Source organism: Micromonospora humidisoli (genome assembly GCF_016900955.1).
GTDB lineage: Bacteria > Actinomycetota > Actinomycetes > Mycobacteriales > Micromonosporaceae > Micromonospora > Micromonospora wenchangensis.
In genome coordinates this window covers 65,725-84,109 of record NZ_JAFEUO010000005.1, presented here as the reverse complement: position 1 = coordinate 84,109, position 18,385 = coordinate 65,725, and the positions used below count along the sequence as shown (strand labels likewise).

The 18,385-nt window shown below is 75.1% G+C and carries 18 protein-coding genes; 11 read left to right on the top strand and 7 right to left on the bottom strand.

Annotated elements, in window-relative coordinates:
- Nucleotides 1-17: 17 nt before the first annotated feature.
- Nucleotides 18-1,493 carry a flavin-containing monooxygenase gene (locus JQN84_RS19070; RefSeq protein ID WP_204959747.1) on the bottom strand — a complete coding sequence of 492 codons (1,476 nt, stop codon included), beginning with the start codon at nucleotides 1,491-1,493 and terminating at the stop codon, nucleotides 18-20.
- 225 nt (nucleotides 1,494-1,718) lie between these two features.
- Here JQN84_RS19070 and JQN84_RS19065 point away from each other — a divergent pair, with 225 nt between their 5' ends.
- Together JQN84_RS19065 and JQN84_RS19060 are read left to right on the top strand one after the other, a co-directional pair.
- Nucleotides 1,719-2,567 (top strand): pentapeptide repeat-containing protein, encoded by an 849-nt coding sequence (locus JQN84_RS19065; RefSeq protein WP_204959746.1) that lies wholly within the window; start codon nucleotides 1,719-1,721, stop codon nucleotides 2,565-2,567.
- Between the two features lie 55 nt (nucleotides 2,568-2,622).
- Nucleotides 2,623-2,874 carry a hypothetical protein gene (locus JQN84_RS19060; protein WP_204959745.1) on the top strand — a complete coding sequence of 84 codons (252 nt, stop codon included), beginning with the start codon at nucleotides 2,623-2,625 and terminating at the stop codon, nucleotides 2,872-2,874.
- A gap of 67 nt (nucleotides 2,875-2,941) precedes the next feature.
- Here JQN84_RS19060 and rnhA read toward each other — a convergent pair whose 3' ends face one another.
- Entirely contained in the window at nucleotides 2,942-3,406 is a 465-nt protein-coding gene (rnhA, locus tag JQN84_RS19055) for a ribonuclease HI (RefSeq protein ID WP_204959744.1), read from the bottom strand.
- 128 nt (nucleotides 3,407-3,534) lie between these two features.
- On the opposite strand from rnhA, the gene JQN84_RS19050 reads away from it, so the two are divergent.
- On the top strand, nucleotides 3,535-4,641 hold the full coding sequence (locus tag JQN84_RS19050) for a serine hydrolase domain-containing protein (RefSeq protein ID WP_204959743.1): 1,107 nt from the start codon (nucleotides 3,535-3,537) through the stop codon (nucleotides 4,639-4,641).
- Nucleotides 4,642-4,654: 13 nt separating this feature from the next.
- On the opposite strand, the gene JQN84_RS19045 is transcribed toward JQN84_RS19050, so the two are convergent.
- On the bottom strand, nucleotides 4,655-5,833 hold the full coding sequence (locus JQN84_RS19045; RefSeq protein WP_204959742.1) for a lycopene cyclase family protein: 1,179 nt from the start codon (nucleotides 5,831-5,833) through the stop codon (nucleotides 4,655-4,657).
- Nucleotides 5,834-5,978: 145 nt separating this feature from the next.
- On the opposite strand from JQN84_RS19045, the gene JQN84_RS19040 reads away from it, so the two are divergent.
- Both JQN84_RS19040 and JQN84_RS19035 read left to right on the top strand, forming a co-directional pair.
- Nucleotides 5,979-7,076 (top strand): serpin family protein, encoded by a 1,098-nt coding sequence (locus tag JQN84_RS19040; protein ID WP_204959741.1) that lies wholly within the window; start codon nucleotides 5,979-5,981, stop codon nucleotides 7,074-7,076.
- A 73-nt stretch (nucleotides 7,077-7,149) separates the two neighbouring features.
- Nucleotides 7,150-8,220: a Gfo/Idh/MocA family oxidoreductase gene (locus tag JQN84_RS19035; RefSeq protein ID WP_204959740.1), complete on the top strand. Its 1,071-nt coding sequence runs from the start codon at nucleotides 7,150-7,152 to the stop codon at nucleotides 8,218-8,220.
- Nucleotides 8,221-8,248: 28 nt separating this feature from the next.
- On the opposite strand, the gene JQN84_RS19030 is transcribed toward JQN84_RS19035, so the two are convergent.
- Nucleotides 8,249-9,514, bottom strand: a complete 1,266-nt coding sequence (locus JQN84_RS19030; protein WP_204959739.1) for an MFS transporter — start codon at nucleotides 9,512-9,514, stop codon at nucleotides 8,249-8,251.
- Between the two features lie 113 nt (nucleotides 9,515-9,627).
- Here JQN84_RS19030 and JQN84_RS19025 point away from each other — a divergent pair, with 113 nt between their 5' ends.
- The 4 genes from JQN84_RS19025 (at nucleotide 9,628) to JQN84_RS19010 (ending at nucleotide 13,197) form a co-directional block, all read left to right on the top strand.
- Nucleotides 9,628-10,488: a class I SAM-dependent methyltransferase gene (locus JQN84_RS19025; RefSeq protein ID WP_204959738.1), complete on the top strand. Its 861-nt coding sequence runs from the start codon at nucleotides 9,628-9,630 to the stop codon at nucleotides 10,486-10,488.
- Between the two features lie 293 nt (nucleotides 10,489-10,781).
- Nucleotides 10,782-11,273, top strand: a complete 492-nt coding sequence (locus JQN84_RS19020; protein WP_204959737.1) for a hypothetical protein — start codon at nucleotides 10,782-10,784, stop codon at nucleotides 11,271-11,273.
- A gap of 110 nt (nucleotides 11,274-11,383) precedes the next feature.
- The gene (locus tag JQN84_RS19015) at nucleotides 11,384-12,016 is read left to right on the top strand and encodes a class F sortase (protein ID WP_204959736.1); all 633 of its coding nucleotides are present in this window, start codon (nucleotides 11,384-11,386) and stop codon (nucleotides 12,014-12,016) included.
- A gap of 71 nt (nucleotides 12,017-12,087) precedes the next feature.
- Nucleotides 12,088-13,197 carry a magnesium and cobalt transport protein CorA gene (locus JQN84_RS19010; RefSeq protein WP_307821321.1) on the top strand — a complete coding sequence of 370 codons (1,110 nt, stop codon included), beginning with the start codon at nucleotides 12,088-12,090 and terminating at the stop codon, nucleotides 13,195-13,197.
- Nucleotides 13,198-13,209: 12 nt separating this feature from the next.
- On the opposite strand, the gene JQN84_RS19005 is transcribed toward JQN84_RS19010, so the two are convergent.
- The gene (locus JQN84_RS19005; RefSeq protein ID WP_281897412.1) at nucleotides 13,210-14,214 is read right to left on the bottom strand and encodes a phosphotransferase family protein; all 1,005 of its coding nucleotides are present in this window, start codon (nucleotides 14,212-14,214) and stop codon (nucleotides 13,210-13,212) included.
- A gap of 509 nt (nucleotides 14,215-14,723) precedes the next feature.
- On the opposite strand from JQN84_RS19005, the gene JQN84_RS19000 reads away from it, so the two are divergent.
- Together JQN84_RS19000 and JQN84_RS18995 are read left to right on the top strand one after the other, a co-directional pair.
- Nucleotides 14,724-15,374, top strand: coding sequence for a C39 family peptidase (locus JQN84_RS19000; RefSeq protein WP_204959734.1), 651 nt, complete (start codon nucleotides 14,724-14,726; stop codon nucleotides 15,372-15,374).
- Nucleotides 15,375-15,437: 63 nt separating this feature from the next.
- Nucleotides 15,438-15,833 carry a YchJ family protein gene (locus tag JQN84_RS18995; protein ID WP_204959733.1) on the top strand — a complete coding sequence of 132 codons (396 nt, stop codon included), beginning with the start codon at nucleotides 15,438-15,440 and terminating at the stop codon, nucleotides 15,831-15,833.
- A gap of 42 nt (nucleotides 15,834-15,875) precedes the next feature.
- Here the strand turns inward: JQN84_RS18995 and JQN84_RS18990 are convergent, their stop codons facing one another.
- Together JQN84_RS18990 and JQN84_RS18985 are read right to left on the bottom strand one after the other, a co-directional pair.
- The gene (locus JQN84_RS18990; protein WP_204959732.1) at nucleotides 15,876-17,111 is read right to left on the bottom strand and encodes an MFS transporter; all 1,236 of its coding nucleotides are present in this window, start codon (nucleotides 17,109-17,111) and stop codon (nucleotides 15,876-15,878) included.
- A gap of 203 nt (nucleotides 17,112-17,314) precedes the next feature.
- Entirely contained in the window at nucleotides 17,315-18,286 is a 972-nt protein-coding gene (locus JQN84_RS18985) for a mechanosensitive ion channel family protein (protein WP_204959731.1), read from the bottom strand.
- Between the last annotated feature and the right edge of the window lie 99 nt (nucleotides 18,287-18,385).

Genomic DNA, 18,385 nt, shown 5'->3' with positions numbered 1-18,385 from the left:
AGGACGGGGTGACGGGCTCAGCCGACCGGGGTGTCGGCGGTCGCCCGGGAGAAACGCACCCCCTCGTCGACGAGCCGACCGTGTTTCATCAGCACGACGTCGCGGAGGTAGTTCTGGTACAGCCGCCACGGCGCGCGGGCACCCTGCCGGGGCAGCGTGTCCACACTGCGCAGCACGTACCCGGACCGCAAGTCGATCAGCGGCGACAGGTCGCCGTCAGGGGGCTCGACCGGGGTGACGACCTGCTGGCCGGTGGCGTCCAGGTGACGCAGCAACCGGCACACGTAGGTGGCGACCAGGTCGGCCTTCAACGTCCACGAGGCGTTGGTGTAGCCGATGGTCAACGCGAAGTTCGGCACCCCGGAGAGCATCATCCCCTTGTACGCCACCGTCGCGCCGAGATCGACGTCGACACCGTCGACGCTGAGGGTCATCCCACCCAAGGCGAGCAGTTGCAGGCCGGTGGCGGTGACCACGATGTCGGCGGGCAGCTCGACGCCGGAGCCGAGCCGGACACCGCCGGGGGTGAACGCCTCGACGGTGTCGGTGACCACCGAGGCGCGGCCGGCGGACAGGGCCTCGAACAGGTCACCGTCGGGTGCCACGCACAGCCGCTGGTCCCACGGGTCGTAGCGGGGCGAGAAGTGCCTGTCCACGTCGTACCCGGCGGGCAGCCGACCCTTCGCGGCCCGCCGCAGGAACGCCCGCACCATCCGGGGCGCACGTCGGGCGAGCTGGTAGTTGACGGTGCCGAACAGCACGTTCTTGGCGCGTACCAGCCGGTGGGCGGCGCGGGCGGGCAGCCGGCGGCGCAGCACGTCGGCCAGCCGGTCCCGGGCCGGCAACGCGATCACGTACGTGGGGGAACGCTGCAGCATGGTGACGTGCCCGGCGCGCCGCGCCAGCGCCGGCACCAGGGTCACCGCGGTGGCCCCGCTGCCGATCACCACCACCCGCCGGCCGGTGTGGTCGAGGTCGTCGGGCCAGTGCTGCGGGTGCACCAGCCGGCCCGTGTACCGCCCGACGTCCGGGAAGTCGGGGGTGTAACCGGCGTCGTACCGGTAGTAGCCGGTGCAGGAGAAGAGGAATCCGCAGGTCAGGACGATGTCCTCGGCGGTGTCGTCGCGGTGCACGTGGACCGTCCAGCGGGCGGTGCTGCTGTCCCACTCGGCGCGACGCACCCGGTGCCGGAACCGGATGTGCTCCTCGAGGCCGTACTCCCTGGCGGTTTGGCGCACGTAGCGCAGGATGGTGTCGCCGTCGGCGATGGCCTGCGGTGCGGCCCACGGGCGGAACGCGTAGCCGAGGGTGAACATGTCCGAGTCGGAGCGTACGCCCGGATAGCGGAACAGGTCCCAGGTGCCGCCGACCGCGTCCCGCGCCTCGATGACCGCGTACGTCGTGTCGGGGCAGGTGCGTCGCAGGTGGCAGGCGGCACCGACACCGGACAGCCCCGCGCCGACGATGAGCACGTCGACGTGGTCGGTGGACATCGCAACTCCCGGGTCCGAGGCGGTGACCGGACCCTATCCCACCCTCCCGGGGCGGCGGGTGCCGCTGACCCTCCCGTCCACCCGGACCGCCCGGCCGTACCCGTCGCCCCGATCGGCGGGCGGACCCTCCCGATCGGCGGTCCGGAGCCCGGCGGACAATGGCCGGGGCGGACCGGCCCGGACAGTGCCGGCAACCACCACCGTACGAGGGAGACGACGGACAGCATGGCCGACACCACCGGGCTGCGGGCGGACTGCGCCCGCTGCGTCGGATTGTGCTGCGTCGCCCCGGCGTTCGCCGCCTCCGCCGACTTCGCCCGGGACAAACCCGCCGGCCGCGCCTGCCACCACCTGCGCGCCGACTCCCGCTGCGGCATCCACGACGAGCTGCGCGAACGCGGCTACCCCGGCTGCGTCGTGTTCGACTGCTTCGGCGCCGGCCAGCGGGTCAGCCAGGTCACCTTCGCCGGCCGGGACTGGCGCACCGACCCGGCCACCGCCGCCGGCATGTTCGCCGCGTTCACCGTCACCCGGCCCCTGCACGAACTGCTCTGGTATCTCACCGAGGCACTCACCCTCACCCCCGCCGGCCCGCTGCACGACGAGCTGCGCGCCGCCCGCGACGCCACCGACACGCTGGCCGGCGGCACCGGGCAGGAACTGGCCACGGTCGACGTGGACGCCCACCGCGACCTGGTGAACCCGCTGCTCGCGGCGGCCAGCGAAGCCGCCCGTGCCGGCACCGGCGGGGCCGACCGACGGGGCGCGCTGCTGCTCGGCGCGGACCTGCGCGGCGCGGACCTGGTCGGGGCGAACCTGCGCGGGGCCCGGCTGCTCGGCGCGGACCTGCGCCGAGCAGACCTGCGCCGAGCCGACGTCACCGGCGCCGACCTGCGCGGCACCGACCTGCGCGGGGCCGACCTGTCCGACACCCTGTTCCTGCACCAGTCCCAGCTTGAGGCGGCCCGGGGTGACCGGCACACCGCCCTGCCGACACGGCTACGCCGCCCCGCGCACTGGACCACGGTGGTGCCGCTCACCCCGGCCCGCCGGCCGCGCCGCCCCCGCCGCTGACGGCGGCCCCCGGTGGGTGGGTTTGCCGGGCGGTAGGGCGGGCAGGTAGGTCGGCATGACGGAACAACCACGCACCGACCGGGCCGACACCGACGAGCCGGACGGCGTGCCGGCGTACGAGGCGTCGCTGCGCCCGCCGGGCGAGTCGCTGGGCGACGGCGGGGACACCGGCGACGACTTCGCCGACCTGCCCGCCGAGGAACACCTGTCGGCCCGGGAGACCAGCCGCGCCGGCTACGACGTGGCCGCGGTCTCCGGTGCGGGCGACCCCGCCGAGGAGGAGGCCGCCCACCCGCCCACCGAGTAGCACGCCGCCACCGGCCCCGGCGCGGTCGCGGCCACACGGTGGGCGTCGGCGCACGGCGGCCCGGGGCTCAGCGGGCGACGCCCACCCCCGCCCGCGCCTGCGTCATCCCCCGGTTGGCCAGCGCGTCGGCACGCTCGTTCTCCGGATGACCGTTGTGCCCCTTCACCCAGTGCCAGCTCACCTCGTGCCGGGCACAGGCCGCCTCCAGCCGCTGCCACAGGTCGGCGTTCTTCACCGGCTGCTTCGCCGCGGTACGCCACCCGTTACGCTTCCACGACGCCAGCCAACTGGTGATGCCGTTGCGCACGTACGTGCTGTCGGTGTGCAGCCGTACCGTGGCCGGCCGGGTCAACGCCTCCAACGCCTCGATCGCCGCGGTCAGCTCCATCCGGTTGTTGGTGGTCGGGGTGGCCTCGCCACCGCACAGCTCCCGCTCGTGCCCGCCATAGCGCAGCAGCACACCCCAACCCCCCGGCCCCGGGTTGCCACTGCACGCCCCGTCGGTCCAGATCTCCACCACCCCGTCCACCATGCCGCCGAACCTACCGGCACCCCACCCGGACACCGCCGCAGGGACACGGACCCCGGCGACCCGACGTCGCCGGCACCGACCGGAAATGCGGCGGCGACCCCGGACCGGCTCTGGCAGAGTCGGCGACCGTGACCATCGACGAAGACGCCCTCCGGGCCGAGGTACGCCGGACCCTGCACACGCTCGTCGACTCCGGCCGGGAGGCGGGCGTGCAGGTGGCGGCCTACCGGCACGGGCGGCTGATCATCGACGAGACCGCCGGGACCGCCGACACCGCCACCGGCCGGCCGCTGACCGCCGACACCCCGATCTTCAGCGTCTCCACCGGCAAGGGCCTGACCAGCAGCGTCGTGCACGTCCTCGCCGAAGCGGGCCGGCTCGACTACGACCTGCGCGTCGCCGACGTCTGGCCGCAGTTCGCCAGGCACGGCAAACACACCGTCACCCTGCGACACGTGCTCACCCACACCGCCGGGGTCCCCGCCCTCCCCGCCGACGTCACCCCCGCCGACTTCACCGACTGGGACCGGATGTGCGCCCTCGTCGCCGACGCGGAGCCCCGCTGGGCACCCGGCGAACGGATCGCCTACCACGCGTGGACGTACGGCTGGCTGGTCGGCGAGGTGGTCCGCCGGGCCACCGACCGGACGGTCTCCGCTGTCCTCGCCGAGGACGTCGCCGCCCCGTTGGGCGTCACCGGGGAACTGTTCTTCGGGGTGCCCGACGCCGACCTGCCCCGGCTGGCCGTCCTGGAGGACAACGGCCTGGCCGACCTGATGGCGTTCGCCTCCGCCCACCTGCCGCACTTCGACGCCGTCGCCCCACCGGCAGTCCGCCCCGACGCCACCATCGGCAGCCGACCCGACGTGCTGCGCGCCGACGTGCCCGCCGTGGGCACCCTCACCGCCCGCGCCGCCGCCCGGCTCTACGCCGCACTCATCGGCGACGTCGACGGAGTACGCCTGATCTCCGCCGACCGGCTGCGCCAGGTCAGCGCCGTCGCCGTCCGGGGCGTCGAGTGGGTGTTCGGGCAGGAGATGGCGTTCGGCCTCGGCTACGCCGTCGACGACGACGGCTCGTTCGGCACCTCCGGCAGCGGCGGCAGCCTCGCCTACGCGTACCCGCAGCTGGGCCTGTCGGTGGCGGCGACCCGCAACCGGCTCGGCGCGAACGACGGCGACCCGATGGAGGGCCTACGGACGCTGATCCGCGACGCGGTCCGGGCCGCCGGCTGACCGCCGCCCCGGCTCAGCGCCGGCTCAGCCGGGCGCGCAGCCGGCCCACCGCGTCACCGACCACCGCCGAGGTCATCGGCAGCAGCGGACTCGACCGCATCAGGGCCACGTCCTCCGCCGGGCTCGTCGCCCCGTCGAGGAACCGCAGCACCCGCGACGCCGGGTTCCGGTCGAAGAGCCGGTCGAAGAACTCCGGCCCGCCCACCGCCCCGGAGTCCCACGCCCGCAACGCCACCGCGTCCATCCACCGGTGCCGCCCCGGGTACGCCGGCCGGGGCACCGGCGCACGGCCGGCGGCGAGTGCCGCGGCGACCTGCCCCGCCTGCCGGTGCATCGCCGAGAAGGTGAACCCGGTCGACGGGCGGGTCGCCCCACCAGCGGTGCCCAGGCGCACCACCCGGGGCGACGGGCGGCCGTCGAACGGCGCGTCGGTCATCGGGATCACCCCGTCCTCCACCTCCCGCACCGTCAGCGCCGCCAGGTCCAGCCCGAGCAGGCCGGCATAGCCGCGCAGGCCCGCGTCGTAGCCGGCGTCGGTGAGCACCGCCGGGGAGAACTCGGTGTACTCGACGAGGGCGTACCGGTCACTGACCGGCAGCACGTAACCGAACGACACCCCCCGGGCCGGCTGCGGGGTGCGGAAGTCCATCAGCACCGCCCGCCCCGGATCGAACACCGGCGTCGACGACTCCAACCACCAGCCCCGGAAGTGCTGCAACCAGGCCGTCCGGCCGGGCCGGCGGGGCGGACGCGGACGCGAGTCGAGCACCCAACCGGCCCGCAGCACCGCCCGCCCGTCGGTGTCGCGCACCGTCACCGCCGTGCCGTCGTCGTCGAGCGCCCCCACCGCCACGTCGTGGCGGGTCGCGCCGAGCCGCCGTTCCGCCTCGGCAGCCCGCTCGTAGAGCGGCGCGGACCGCAGCATCGCGTACCGCAGCGGGGTCAGCTCCAGCACCCGGGTCGCCGCCGCGGTGGTCACCTCCACCCGCGACCAGCTGGCGCTGAGCATCGGCTCCAGATCACCGCCGGGGATGCCCCAGAACGCCCAGGTGCGGTCCTGGCCGCGCTTGCGTACCGGGTCCACCACGGCGACCCGCAGCCCCGGCAGCTCGTGCCGGGCCAGCGCGGCGAGCACCAGCGAACCGGCCCCGCCACCACCGACGACGGCCAGGTCGACCTCCCGCACACCCACCAGGTCACGCTGTCACACCCCGGCCGGGCCGCAGGCACGGACCCCTCCCACCACGCGCCACCCGCATCCCGGCCCGCGACCGCCCCACCGTGCCGCCGACCGTGCACCGTGGCGCCGGAGCGGCGGCCGGGTAGCGTCCCGCCCCATGACCCCGTCCGCCAACACCCTCACCGCCCGCTGGGCGTCCCGACTGGACGACCGCCAGACCGTCCTGTCCGGCGTCGGGGTGTACCCGCTGCTCGCCCAGCTCGCCCGGTTCGCCACCGGCCCGGCCCGCGACGAACTGCACGCCGTCGCCCCCACCCCGGTCACCCCGGTCGACTCCCCCACCACCCGCCTCGCGGCCGGCTTCTGGTCCCGCGCCGGGCTGCCCCTGGGCCGCCGCTGGCTGACCGAGATGGACGCCGCGACCCGGGGCGAGCTGACCGGCGACCCGACCGTCGACCAGCCGCGACTCGACCGGTGGGCACACGACCACACCAACGGCCTGATCACCCGGATGCCCGTCCCGGTGGGGCCCGGCACCGCGCTGGTGCTGGCCACCGCGCTGAGCGTGCTGGTCGACTGGGCCACCCCGTTCCACCCCGCCCCCTACCGGCCGACGACCGGGCCGTGGCAGGGCCGCACCCTGGCCGGACTGCACCGGGGCGGCGGCGACCCGGCCACACTGCGGGTCGCCGACACCGCCGCCGGCCCGGTCAGCCTGCTCACCGTCCCCGGGGATGCCGACGTCGACGTGCTGCTCGCCCTCGGCCCGGACGGGCAACCCGCCGCCCGGGTCCTCCCGGCCGCGATCGGGGCGCTCGACCACCCGGCGACCCTGCCCGCACCGGCCGGACCCGGCGTCACCGAGGACACCGTCGACGGGTACGACGACCGGCCGGAGCTGCTGGTACGTACCGTCGGATTCACCGTGACCGGCGAACACGACCTGCTCGACCACGCCGACCTGTTCGGCCTCGCCACCGCCGCCCGCGACGGCGACCACTTCCCCGACATCAGCCCCCGACTGTCGGTCTCCGCCGCCCGGCAGAGCACCCACGCCGAGTTCACCGCCACCGGCCTACGGGCCGCCGCCGTCACCGCTCTGGCCATGCGGGCCGGCGGCGCGGCCCCCCGCGCCACCGTCCGACGGCGACGGGTACGCCTCGACGTCGACCGGCCGTTCGGCTTCCTCGCCGTGCACCGCCCCACCGGCCTGGTGCTGGTCGCCGGCTGGGTGACCGACCCGACGCCGGCCTGACACCGGCCCCGCACCCACCGGCGCGTAGGTTCGGTGGGACCGGACGACCGGCGGCGACGATCGGGGAACCAACATGACGGACCGCACGCGGCACCCCCTGCGGGTCGGGCTGCTCGGCTACGGCGTCGCCGGCCGGGTGTTCCACGCCCCGCTGATCGCCGCCACCGGCGGGCTGCGGCTGGCCGCCGTCGTCACCGCCGACCCGCAGCGCCGGCAGCAGGTCGCCGACGAGCACCCCGACGCCCGGGTCGTCGACGACGCCGGGGCGTTGTGGGCCGACCCGGACACCCTCGACCTGGTGGTGGTGGCCACCCCGAACAGCTCCCACGTCACCCACACCCGGGCGGCGCTCGCCGCCGGGCTGCCCATCGTGGTGGACAAGCCACTCGCCGCCACCGCCGCCGACGCCCGCGCCCTGGTCGACGAGGCGGACCGCCGGGGCGTGCCGCTGACCGTGTTCCAGAACCGCCGGTGGGACGGCGACTTCCGCACCGTACGACGGCTGGTCGAGGACGGCGCGCTGGGTCGGGTGACCCGGTTCGAGTCCCGGTTCGAACGCTGGCGGCCGCAGATCCGGGCCGGCTGGCGGGAGGGCGGCAGCCCCGCCGACGCCGGTGGGGTCCTCTACGACCTCGGCGCGCACCTCGTCGACCAGGCCGTGCAGTTGTTCGGCCCGGTCGACACCGTCTACGCCGAGGTGGACCGGCGTCGCCCCGGCGCGCAGGTCGACGACGACGCGTTCGTGGCGCTCACCCACGTCGGCGGAGTCCGCTCCCACCTGTGGATGAGCGCGGTCACCGCCCAACTCGGCCCCCGGCTGCGGGTACTCGGCGACCGAGCCGGATACACCTGCCACGGCCTCGACGGGCAGGAGGACGCGCTGCGCCACGGCGGCCGGCCCGACGCACCCGGCTGGGGCGAGGTCACCCCCGACCGGTACGGCCTGCTCGGTGCGGGCGACGACCTCCGCCCGACACCCACCGAACCGGGCCGCTACCAGGACTTCTACGCCCAGGTCGAGGCTGCGTTACGCGGCGACGGACCACTACCGGTGGACCCCCGGGACGCGGTACGCACGGTGGAACTGATCGAGCTGGCGCACCGCAGCGCCGCCGAGCGGACCGTGCTGCCCGTCCCCGCCTGACGGCGTGCGGATGGGCTCCCCGCCCGACTCACCCGGTGACCGCACCGGGTGCGGCGGCCGACCGGGACGGCGTACCGGCGTAGGCGGCGGCCACGGCGGCACGGTCGAACACCCGCCAGGTCGCCACCGCGACGACGAGGGCCACCACGAACCCCGTCCAGTAGGGCGCGGTCAGCCCGAACCTGCCGGCCACCACCCCGCCGAGCAGCGCGCCCGCGCAGTTGCCGCCGGCCGCGACGAACAGCGTCGTCGCACCGACCCGGCCACGCAGCTCGGACGGGGTCAGCCGCTGCCGCAGCGAGTGGAACACGATCCCCCACAGCGCCCCGTGCACCCCGAACGCGAACAGCGCGGACCCGACGAGCCAGGCACTGGTCGAGGCGGCCAACGCCAGGTGCAGCCCCGCCTCGACCAGCAACCCGACCCGTACCGTCCAGGTGGCACCGACCCGGGCGATGAGCCGGTCACCGACCACCGCGCCGAGCAGCCCGCCGGCCGACAGGCTGGTGAACAGCAGCCCGTAGCCGACGGAGTCCAGGCCGAGACGTTCGGTCGCCACCAGCACCAGGACCGCCATCGCGGCCGTCAGGGTGAGGTTGAGCAGGCCGATCAGCACGGCCATCACCCGCAGCAGCCGCTGGCCGATCAGGAACCGGAAGCCCGCGCCGATCTCCGCCCGCACCGACCGGGTCCCCGTCGGGACGGCGTCCCCGCCGCCCCGGAACGACCCGCCGATCAGGGCGATGAGCACCGCGCTGAGCGCGTACGTGCCGGCGTTGGCGAGGAACGGGAGGCTCTCGGCGAGGACGAACAGGAACCCGCCGAGCGGGCCCGCCAGCATTCTCTGGGCCACCGTGGTGCCGCCGCCGAGCCAGCCGTTGGCCCGTTCCAGCCGGGCCGTGGGCACGATCGTCGGCAGCATCGCCTGGCTGGCCGACCGGAACACGATCTCACCGGTGTTCGCCACGAACAGCACGGCGTACAGCAGTGGAATCCCGGCCCGTCCGGCCAGCATCGCCACGCCCAGCGCCAGCAGGGCGACCACCCGCACCCAGTCGATGACGACCATCAACCGCCGCCGGTCCAGCCGGTCGGCCAGGACCCCGCCGGGCAGGGCGAACAGCAGCCAGGGCAGCCAGGCCGCGCCCGCAGCGGCGGCGACCACCAGCGGATCGTCACTGCGGGCCGCCGCGTACAGCGGGGCCGCCACCGTGGCCATACCGCTGCCCAGCGCCGACAGCGTGGTCGCCGCCCAGAGCCTGCCGAACCGGGCGTCCAGTCCCTCCCCCGTCACGGGCCGGCAACCTACCAGGCAGCGCTGACACCCACCGCCGTCCACCGGGCCCGGACGAGACCGGCCCCCGAATTGCCGTTGAGCCGACCTGCCGCATCTGCCACCGTCAGCCGGTGACCGACGACGACGAGCCGGGCCGGCAGACGCCCGGCACCGACTACCGCACCCTCAACCGGGCCAGCTGGGACGACCGCGCCGCCGCCCACGCCGCCTCCCCGGACTACGCCGTGGAGCGGTTCGCCGCCGACCCGGCCCACCTCAGCGAGGTGGTCCGGTTCGACCTGCCCCGCCTCGGTGACGTGGCCGGGCTGCGCGGCGTGCACCTGCAGTGCCACATCGGCACCGACACCGTGTCGCTGCACCGGCTCGGCGCACGGATGACCGGCCTGGACTTCTCCGGCGCGTCGCTGGCTGAGGCCCGGTCGCTGGCCGGGCGCACCGGCGCGGCCGTCGACTTCGTCCAGGCCGACGTGTACGACGCGCCCGACGTGCTCGGCGTCGGCGGCTTCGACCTGGTCTACACCGGGGTCGGCGCGTTGTGCTGGCTGCCGGACATCCGCCGCTGGGCGGGCGTGGTCGCCGCCCTGCTGCGTCCGGGCGGGCGGCTGTTCCTGCGCGAGGGGCACCCGATGCTGTGGGCCCTGGACGAGACCCGCCCGGACGGCGTGCTGGCGGTCGAGCACCCGTACTTCGAGCGCGCCGAACCGCTGGTGTGGGACGAGGGCGGCACCTACGTGAGCACCGAGGCCACCTTCACCCACAACACCACCCATGAGTGGAACCACGGGCTCGGCGAGGTGGTCACCGCCCTGCTCGACGCCGGGTTGGAGCTGACCATGCTGCACGAGCACGACAGCGCCCCCTGGGACGCGCTGCCGGGGCGGCAGACCCGCGACGAGCACGGCGAGTGGCGGCTGACCGAACGCCCGTGGCGGCTCCCCCAGACCTACACCCTCCAGGCCCGCCGCCGCTGACCCCTGCGCACAGGTCGGCGGGTTCGTCGACTGTGCGCGTGGCGTGCTGGTCACTACCCCTAGAGCATCCTAGGAGGCTGGGTTGTGAGGTGGGCGCGGCTGTCCGCGGTGTCCCGGCAATTCCGCCGCTCTCCGGCGGACGGGAAAACACGTGACGGCAACGAAGATTTCTCATTTACCCCGGTAGGAGGGCCCATCCCTCCTAGTGTTGGGCACACCGGTGCTAGTTACGGAGTTGGCCACCCGAACGACGTCCCACGCAGACAGCGGACGAAAAGTGAGGGAAGACGCGTATGAAGGCACAGAAGGTTCTCGTATCCACGGCGCTCGGCGTGGGCCTCGGCACGCTCCTGCTCCCGACCGCCGCACTCGCGGACACCACGGTGTCGCCGGCCACCACGCCGGTCGGCGGGACGGTCGTGCTCACCGCGGCGACCTGTAACCCGAAGTCCGGTGACGTGATCTTCCACGTCACCGGCCCGGACCGGGACCAGAACGTCCGCTCCACCACCGCCGCAGCCGGCGGTGGGCTGAGCGCCGAACTCTTCACCGCCGGGTTCACCCTCGGCACCTACACCGTGGCCGCCACCTGCGGCGACGGCAGCTCCGCCGGCAGCGCCACCTTCACCGTCACGCCGATCGGCGCGGCACCCGCCGGGGCCGGCGGCGGCACCGGCAACACCGGCCTGCTGGCCGCCGGAGGAGCCCTCGCCGGGGCCGCCGCGCTCGGCACCACCGTGCTGCTGCGCCGCCGACGCCGGGCGGCGGCGGGCACCGCCGCCTGACCACACCACAGGCGTCGGTCGACGACGCGCCACACCATCCCTGGGGACGGGTGCCCGCACCGAACCGGTACGGGCACCCCGACCACATCGGACGTCGGGGAGGACGGGCGATGGGCGTACGCGAGTGGGCGGGCCGGACCCGCGCCGCCGTCACCGCGGTCACCCTCAGCGGCACCGCCGGGATCGCCCTGATCGCCGCCGGGCTGACCCTCGGACCGGTCGGACCACCCCAGCCGAGCATCGACGTCAGCGGCGGCAACACCAGCCGCTCCCCGGTCCCGGCCCTGCCCCGCTCCACCCCGGTCCGCATCGACATCCCCGCCATCGGCGTACACGCCGACCTGGTGCCGGTGGCCGGCGACCCGAACGGCACCCTCGAGGTGCCGCCGCTGGACCGGCCCACCGTCGCCGGCTGGTACCGGCCCGGGGCCAGCCCCGGCGAGGCGGGCAACGCCGTCGTCGTCGGGCACGTCGACACCCGCGACGGGCCGGCGGTCTTCTTCGACCTGGGACGGCTGCGCCCCGGGGACACCGTCCGGATCACCCGCGCCGACGGGCGGGTGGTGCGGTTCGCGGTCGACGGCGTCGGGGCGTACCCGAAGCGGAACTTCCCCACCGCGCTGGTCTACGGGCCGGGCGGACCGGGACCGACGCTGCGCCTGGTCACCTGCGGCGGGCGGTTCGACGAACGGTCCCGCGACTACTCCGACAACGTCGTCGTGCGGGCCACCGCCGTCGGCTGACCCGCCCCGCCCGGTGTCGCGCCGACCCACTACGGTGGGCCGGCGGACGGGCGGCGAGGCGGAGGTGTCCGGTGGAGCGGCGAGCGCTGACGACCCTGCTCGGGCCCCGGCTCGGCACCCTGGTCGGCCGGCTGCGCCGACGCCCCGGGGACACCCCCGGCAGGCCGGCCCGCCGGTCCAACCCGGACGCCGTGGTCGACTGCGCGGTCTACGTCAACGGCCGCCGGGAGGCCGGCCGGCCGCACTACGCCGACGCGTACGCCCGCACCCGGCGCGGCCGCAACGCCTTCGTCTGGCTGGGCCTGCACGACCCGGGCGCGGCGGTGCTCGCCGCCGTCGGGCAGGTCTTCGGCCTCGACGAGCTGACCGTGGCGCAGGCGCTGGCCGACGGGCACCGCCCCACCGTGCAGCGGCACGGCCCGGTCACCCTGCTGGTGCTGCGCACCGCCGCCTACGTCGCCCAGGGTGAGCTGACCGCGACCTCCGACGTGGTGGACACCGGCGACGTGATGGTGCTGCTGGGCGACCGGTTCGTGGTCACCGTCCGGCATGGCGCGTCAGGTGCCCTCGCGCCGGTCCGCCGCGCGATCGAGGGCCGCCCGTCGCTGCTCGCCGAGGGCCCGTGGGCGGTGGCGTACGCGGTGACCGCCCGGATGGTCGACCTCTACCTGGAGGTCGCCGCCCACCTCGAACGGGACCTGGAACGCGTCGAGGAGACCGTCTTCGCCCCCGACCACGCCGCCGACATCCAGCAGATCTACCAGCTCAAACGGGAACTGGTCGAGTTCAAGCGGGCGGTCCTGCCGCTCCAGGAGCCGCTGCGTGCCCTGGTCACCGGGCCCGACGGCGGCCTACCGGCGGGGCTGCGCCGGTGGTACGTCGACGTGGAGGGCCGGCTCACCCGGGCGGTCGACCGGATCACCACCTACGACGAGCTGCTCAACTCGCTCCTGCAGTCCCGGCTGGCCCAACTCGCCGTCGACCAGAACAACGACATGCGCAAGATCGCGGCGTGGGCGGCGATCGCCGCCACCCAGACCGCGGTCGCCGGGGTCTACGGGATGAACTTCGCCCGGATGCCCGAACTGTCCTGGCGGTACGGCTACCCGGCCGCGCTGGCGCTGATGGCGACGGCGGCGTTCACCCTGCACCGGCTGTTCCGCCGCTCCGGCTGGCTCTGACCCGCCGTCCGGTCAGGGCCCGTCCAGGGCGGACAGTTCCTCGTCGAGCAGCCGCGCCAGGATCCGGAACCGGTCGGGTTCGGTGTCCACGGTGATCTCCCGGCTGGGCGCCTCCACCGTCATCAGCAGGTAGAGGTAGAGCCGGTAGAGGCCGAGCCGGCGGCGTACCCCCGGCTCGGCCAGCGCCACCCGCGCCCCGGCCGTGCGGTAGCCGCGCAGGAACGGGTCGTCGGGGGTGTCCTCGGCGCGGCGGAACAGCAGCGGCGACACCAGGTCCAGCAGCGGGTCGCCATACAGGAAACGCTCACCGTCGACCAGCCCGCCGAGCCGGTGCCCGCCGTCCGGGTCCGGCACGGCGAGGACGTTGCCCGCCCAGCCGTCGAAGTGCAGCAGCGCCGGACGGCGCACCACGTCCAGCACCCCGGCGTGCCTGGCGACCAGGGCCCGCAGCCGGTCGGCCGGCAGCGGCAGCGGCACCGCCCAGTCCGCCGCGTCGGCGAGCAGGTCGTCCACCATCGCGGTGTACGCCGACCGCCAGGTCGGGCCGGCGGCCCGACCGCCGTCGTAGCCGTACCGGTCGCCGGTCACCCGGTGCAGGGCGGCGAACGCCGTGCCCAACCCCGTCCAGACTTCGTCGACCGGCACGCCGTCGGCGACGAGGGTGTACAGCATCCGCCCGGGGAGGTGGCCGGTGAGCAGCCAGTCCCCGAGGGTCGGGTCACTGCCGTGGTGCAGCAGCGGTGGCACGGGCACGGCCGGCGCGTGCGCCGCCACCAGCCGCAGGTAGCGTGCCTCGGCGGCGATCAGGTCGCGTTCGTAGCGCAGCAGCGGCACCGACGGGGGCGGCCCCACCTTGAGCACCACGGCACGCCCGTCGTCGAGCCGGACCCACCAGACGGCGGCGAACCCGCCGCCGCTGAGCGGACCGCAGCCGGTGACCCGGACGGCGGGCCCGAGGGAGGCCGCGACGTACCGACGGACCTGGTCGGGGTCGAGGAGGCGCTGGGTGGGGCTCACCGGTGCCGCCGGCTGTCCCGCTGTGCGACGTTCATGACCGCCCAGGCTAGCGATGGACCGCCGCCGCCTACGGGGCGAGGACGGACGTTCGTCCCGGGCACTCACCGTGCGCGCGGAATGTCGGGTTCGCGCCGGTCGCCACCGTCCGCCGGCGCGGCCCGCCGCCCGGTACGGGGCGACGTCGCCGTCGGTGTCCGGTGGGCGGGCCGGCCGGGCGCCCGGTCGCCGCCGACATGTCGCCTCCGGGACCGGTGTCGCGTGGCCGGGGCCACCCCCACGGCGGAATCGTCGCCAGGGCCGGGGCGTTGTACCTGGCATACCACCGCCGCTCCCCGTGGGGAGCAGGCCCCGGAACACCGACCACGGAATGCGGTCGCCACCGGGTTGGTTACACCTCCCCCGGACGCCCGAGCAGGTCCCCCCGACCGCCGCGCGCTTCCCTTCTGACTTCCGCGACGCGCTCTCCCCCGAGCGCGTCCACCGCACCCCCGACGCAGAGGAGCATCCCCATGCGTACCGACATCCTGCGCAAGACCGCCCTGACCGTCGCCGGCCTGGCCGCCACCGCCGGTGGCGTCGCCGGCCCCGCGATCGCCGCCCACGTCGCCGGGACCGACCGTCCCGCCGCCCTCCAGGCCGACCGCCGGCCGGCCGGCGAGCGCGAGCTGAAGGTCGACTACGAGGCGCAGCCGAACTTCTACTACTGCGGCCCGGCCGCCGCCCGTAACGCGCTGAGCGTCCAGGGCAAGAACATCGACGTGGACACCATGGCCAAGCACATGGGCACCACCGAGGATGGCACCGACAGCATCAACGACATCACCCCGGTGCTCAACCGGGAGACCGGCCGCGACGCGTACCGCAGCACCGAGATCCGCAGCAGCAAGGCCGACGACAAGCAGACCGACAGGCTGCGCGCCGACATCGTCCGCGCCGTCGACGACGGCCGCGCCGTGGTCGCCAACATCGCCGGCACCGCCACCGACACCGACGGCAACACCCACTCCTTCGAGGGCGGCCACTACATCAGCGTCACCGGCTACCACGACGGCGGGCGGACCGTCACCATCGCCGACTCCGCCAACCCGGACACCGCCTCCTACCGCATCGACGTCGACGACCTCGGCGACTGGATCGCCAGCCGCGGCTACGCCTCCTGACCGCCGTACCCGCACGGGCCGACCCCGGGTCGGCCCGTGCGACGGTTACGGCAGGATGGGCGGGTGGCGAAACACGCATCGCAACGGCCCTGCCCCTGCGGCACCGGCCTGCCGTACGACGAGTGCTGCGGGCCGCTGCACGCCGGCGAGGGCACGGCCCCCACGGCGCAGGCGTTGATGCGCTCCCGGTTCAGCGCCTTCGTCGTCGGTGATGCCGACTACCTGCTGCGCAGCTGGCACTCCACGACCCGGCCACGCCGGCTGCACCTCGATCCGGGCACCCGGTGGACCCGGCTGGAGATCGTCGACAGCACGCGCGGCGGCCTGCTGGACACCACGGGCACGGTGACGTTCCGCGCCCACTACCGCGAGGCAGGGCAGCCGGGCACGATGGCGGAGCACAGCCGGTTCGTCCGCGAGGACGGCACCTGGGTCTACCTGGACGCGCTACCGGACTGATCGCGGCACCGCCGCCGGCGCCCGCTCCCGGCCGGGGGCGGTTCACCGCGTCACCGGCGTCGTCGGCCGCTCCCCGGCCCGGCCCGACACCGCCAAACCCCCGGCCACCAGCAGGTACGGCACGGCCGCCGCGACGAACGCCACCGGGTGCCCGCCGCTCGCGGCGACCAGCGCGTACCCGGCGTAGACCACGACCATGGCCAGGTCGGTGCCCATGCCCGCAACCGAGGTGACGGTGGCCCGTCCCGGACCGGTGATCCGGTGCTGGAGGCGGGCGTCGGCGAGCACGGTGGCGAGTTGCAGCGCGCAGAACGCCACCCCGAGCAGCAGGAAGCCCCCCGGATGCCGGACGGCGGCCCCGGCGGCCAGGGCGACGGCGGCCAGCGCGAGCAGCGCCGCGTAGCCGCGGTCGGTCAGGCGTTGGGCCGCCGGGGCGAGCAGGCCGCCGACGGTCATCCCGATCCAGACCGGCAGGAGCAGCAGCGGCACCGTGGACGCCGCGACGCCGGTGTCGCGGGCCAGCAGCGGGGTGTACTCGTCGAGGGTGCCTCCGACCGCCGTCACCACCGGGACGAGTAGCACGGCCGCCCGTACCCGTCGATCGGCGCGGGTCTCGACGAGGCCGGCGCGCAGGCTCGCCCACCAGCCCGGCCCGACCTCGTCGCACGACACGGCGGACGGTGGCGGGGCGGGTCGGTGTCGCGGGAAGCGGGTGGCGACGGCCGCGGCGAGGACGGCGGACAGCACGCTCGCCGCACCGACGGCCCGGTACCCGCCGGCGGTGAGGACCGGGCCGGCCAGGCCCAGCGAGGCGAGCACCCCGAGCATGCCGGCGGTCCGGCCCCGACCCATCGTGCGGGCGTAGCGGGCTGCCGCGCCGAGCCTGTCGAGTTCGGTGTAGACCAACGCCTCCAGGGCACCGGAGCCGAGCACGCCGCCGGCTCCCCAGAGGACGAAACCGAGCGCGAACGCCCACCACGACCCGGCCAGCACCCACAGGGCGAAGCAGCCCCCGGTGAGCAGCGGCGCGAGGCAGAGCAGCAGACGTCGGGAGACCGCGTCGGCCCAGGCCCCGGAGGGGACCTCCAGCACGATCGCGGTCACCGACCAGATCACGAAGAGCGCGGAGATCTGCCCGACGGTGAGCCCGGTGTCGCTGAACAGCAGGACGTACACCGGGTAGAGCAGGACGAGATCGCTGAGGAACAGGTAGCCGTAGAGCGTGGCGGACAGCCTGCGGACACGGGTGTCGGGCACCCGCACGGAGAGGGGGTTCATCAGGGCCTTTCCCGGGACGTGACGGACGCGGAAGGTACGGCGTCCGTGGCGGTCCACGGTTTCGGCCCTCAGTGCCGGATCACCATCGCCAGGTCATGCGCCCGATGCTAGCCGGCTGCGGCCGGTGGCGCGGCCCCGGCGCGGGGTCCGCCTGCCGACGGGGGCGGAGCCTGCTCCGGCGTCCGCCCCGTCGCGCGGCACGGTCAGCGGCGGGGGATCTCCGGGTCCACCGGCGGGATGACCATGGTGGCCTCGCTGTCGGTGGCGGGACCGTCGGCCGGTCCGGCCTGGCGTGGCACGACCTGGGTCGCCTCGACGTCGTCGGGGCGGGTCACCACCTGGGTACGCTCGGCGTCGTCGTCCACCGCCGCAGGCGGCGTGGTGGAAACCGGCGCGGGCGGGGTGGGCGTGGCGGTGGGGACCGGCTGGGTGCGTTCGGCCTCCGCGTACGGGTCCAGCCGGGCCTCGACGTCACGCCGGCCGGCCTGGTAGGCGCGGGCGTGGCTGGCGATGGTGCGCGACTCCTGCTCGGCACGGGTCAGCCAGGACTCCCAGCGGGCCTGCATCGGGCGGATCAGTCCACCGCCGACCCCGACGACGAGGATGCCGCCGACGGTGGCGAGCACGGCGACCAGCACCGGCGTGGTGACCGCGGTGGCCACGCCGATCTGGTTGAGTGCGGCGATCACGCCCAGGCCGAGGATGAACACCGAGGCGATGTTGGCCAGCACCCGGCCGTAGGACAGCCCGCCGAGCGCGCTGCTGATGATGTCCTTGACCGCGTTGGCGATCGCGGCGGCGACGACCACGATGACGATCGCGACGAACGCCCGGGGCAGCCAGGCGATCACCCCGGCGATGAGGTCGGAGATCGGGTTGGGACCCCAGATACCGAAGGCGAGTTGGAGCGTCACCAGCAGCACCCCGTAGTAGGCGAGCTTGGCGACGATGTCGCTGGCGTCGTAGCGGGAACGGGCCAGCGCCGTCTTGATCCCGCCCCGTTCGACGGCCCGGTCGAAGTGCACCCGCTCCAGCACCTTGTCGACGATCCTGCGGACGGCCTTGGCCATCAGCCAGCCGGCCACCAGGATCGCCACGAAGGCGACCGCCTTGGGCAGGAAGAGCATCACCGCCCGCAGGGCGTCGCCCACCGCATCGCTGAACTTGTCTGTCATCCGTGGTCCTCCACCGTCAGCTCGGTCGGCCCCCGAAGCTACCCCCGACCCGGTCGACGGAAACCCGGCGGTCCGGCCGGGCATCCCGGCGCGGGGCCG

Bases quoted from the DNA above. Each gene is read 5' to 3' on its own strand.
- JQN84_RS19070 (WP_204959747.1), bottom strand. From the start codon at position 1,493: ATGTCCACCGACCACGTCGACGTGCTCATCGTCGGCGCGGGGCTGTCC.
- JQN84_RS19065 (WP_204959746.1), top strand. From the start codon at position 1,719: ATGGCCGACACCACCGGGCTGCGGGCGGACTGCGCCCGCTGCGTCGGA.
- JQN84_RS19060 (WP_204959745.1), top strand. From the start codon at position 2,623: ATGACGGAACAACCACGCACCGACCGGGCCGACACCGACGAGCCGGAC.
- rnhA (WP_204959744.1), bottom strand. From the start codon at position 3,406: ATGGTGGACGGGGTGGTGGAGATCTGGACCGACGGGGCGTGCAGTGGC.
- JQN84_RS19040 (WP_204959741.1), top strand. From the start codon at position 5,979: ATGACCCCGTCCGCCAACACCCTCACCGCCCGCTGGGCGTCCCGACTG.
- JQN84_RS19035 (WP_204959740.1), top strand. From the start codon at position 7,150: ATGACGGACCGCACGCGGCACCCCCTGCGGGTCGGGCTGCTCGGCTAC.
- JQN84_RS19020 (WP_204959737.1), top strand. From the start codon at position 10,782: ATGAAGGCACAGAAGGTTCTCGTATCCACGGCGCTCGGCGTGGGCCTC.
- JQN84_RS19015 (WP_204959736.1), top strand. From the start codon at position 11,384: ATGGGCGTACGCGAGTGGGCGGGCCGGACCCGCGCCGCCGTCACCGCG.
- JQN84_RS19000 (WP_204959734.1), top strand. From the start codon at position 14,724: ATGCGTACCGACATCCTGCGCAAGACCGCCCTGACCGTCGCCGGCCTG.
- JQN84_RS18990 (WP_204959732.1), bottom strand. From the start codon at position 17,111: ATGAACCCCCTCTCCGTGCGGGTGCCCGACACCCGTGTCCGCAGGCTG.
- JQN84_RS18985 (WP_204959731.1), bottom strand. From the start codon at position 18,286: ATGACAGACAAGTTCAGCGATGCGGTGGGCGACGCCCTGCGGGCGGTG.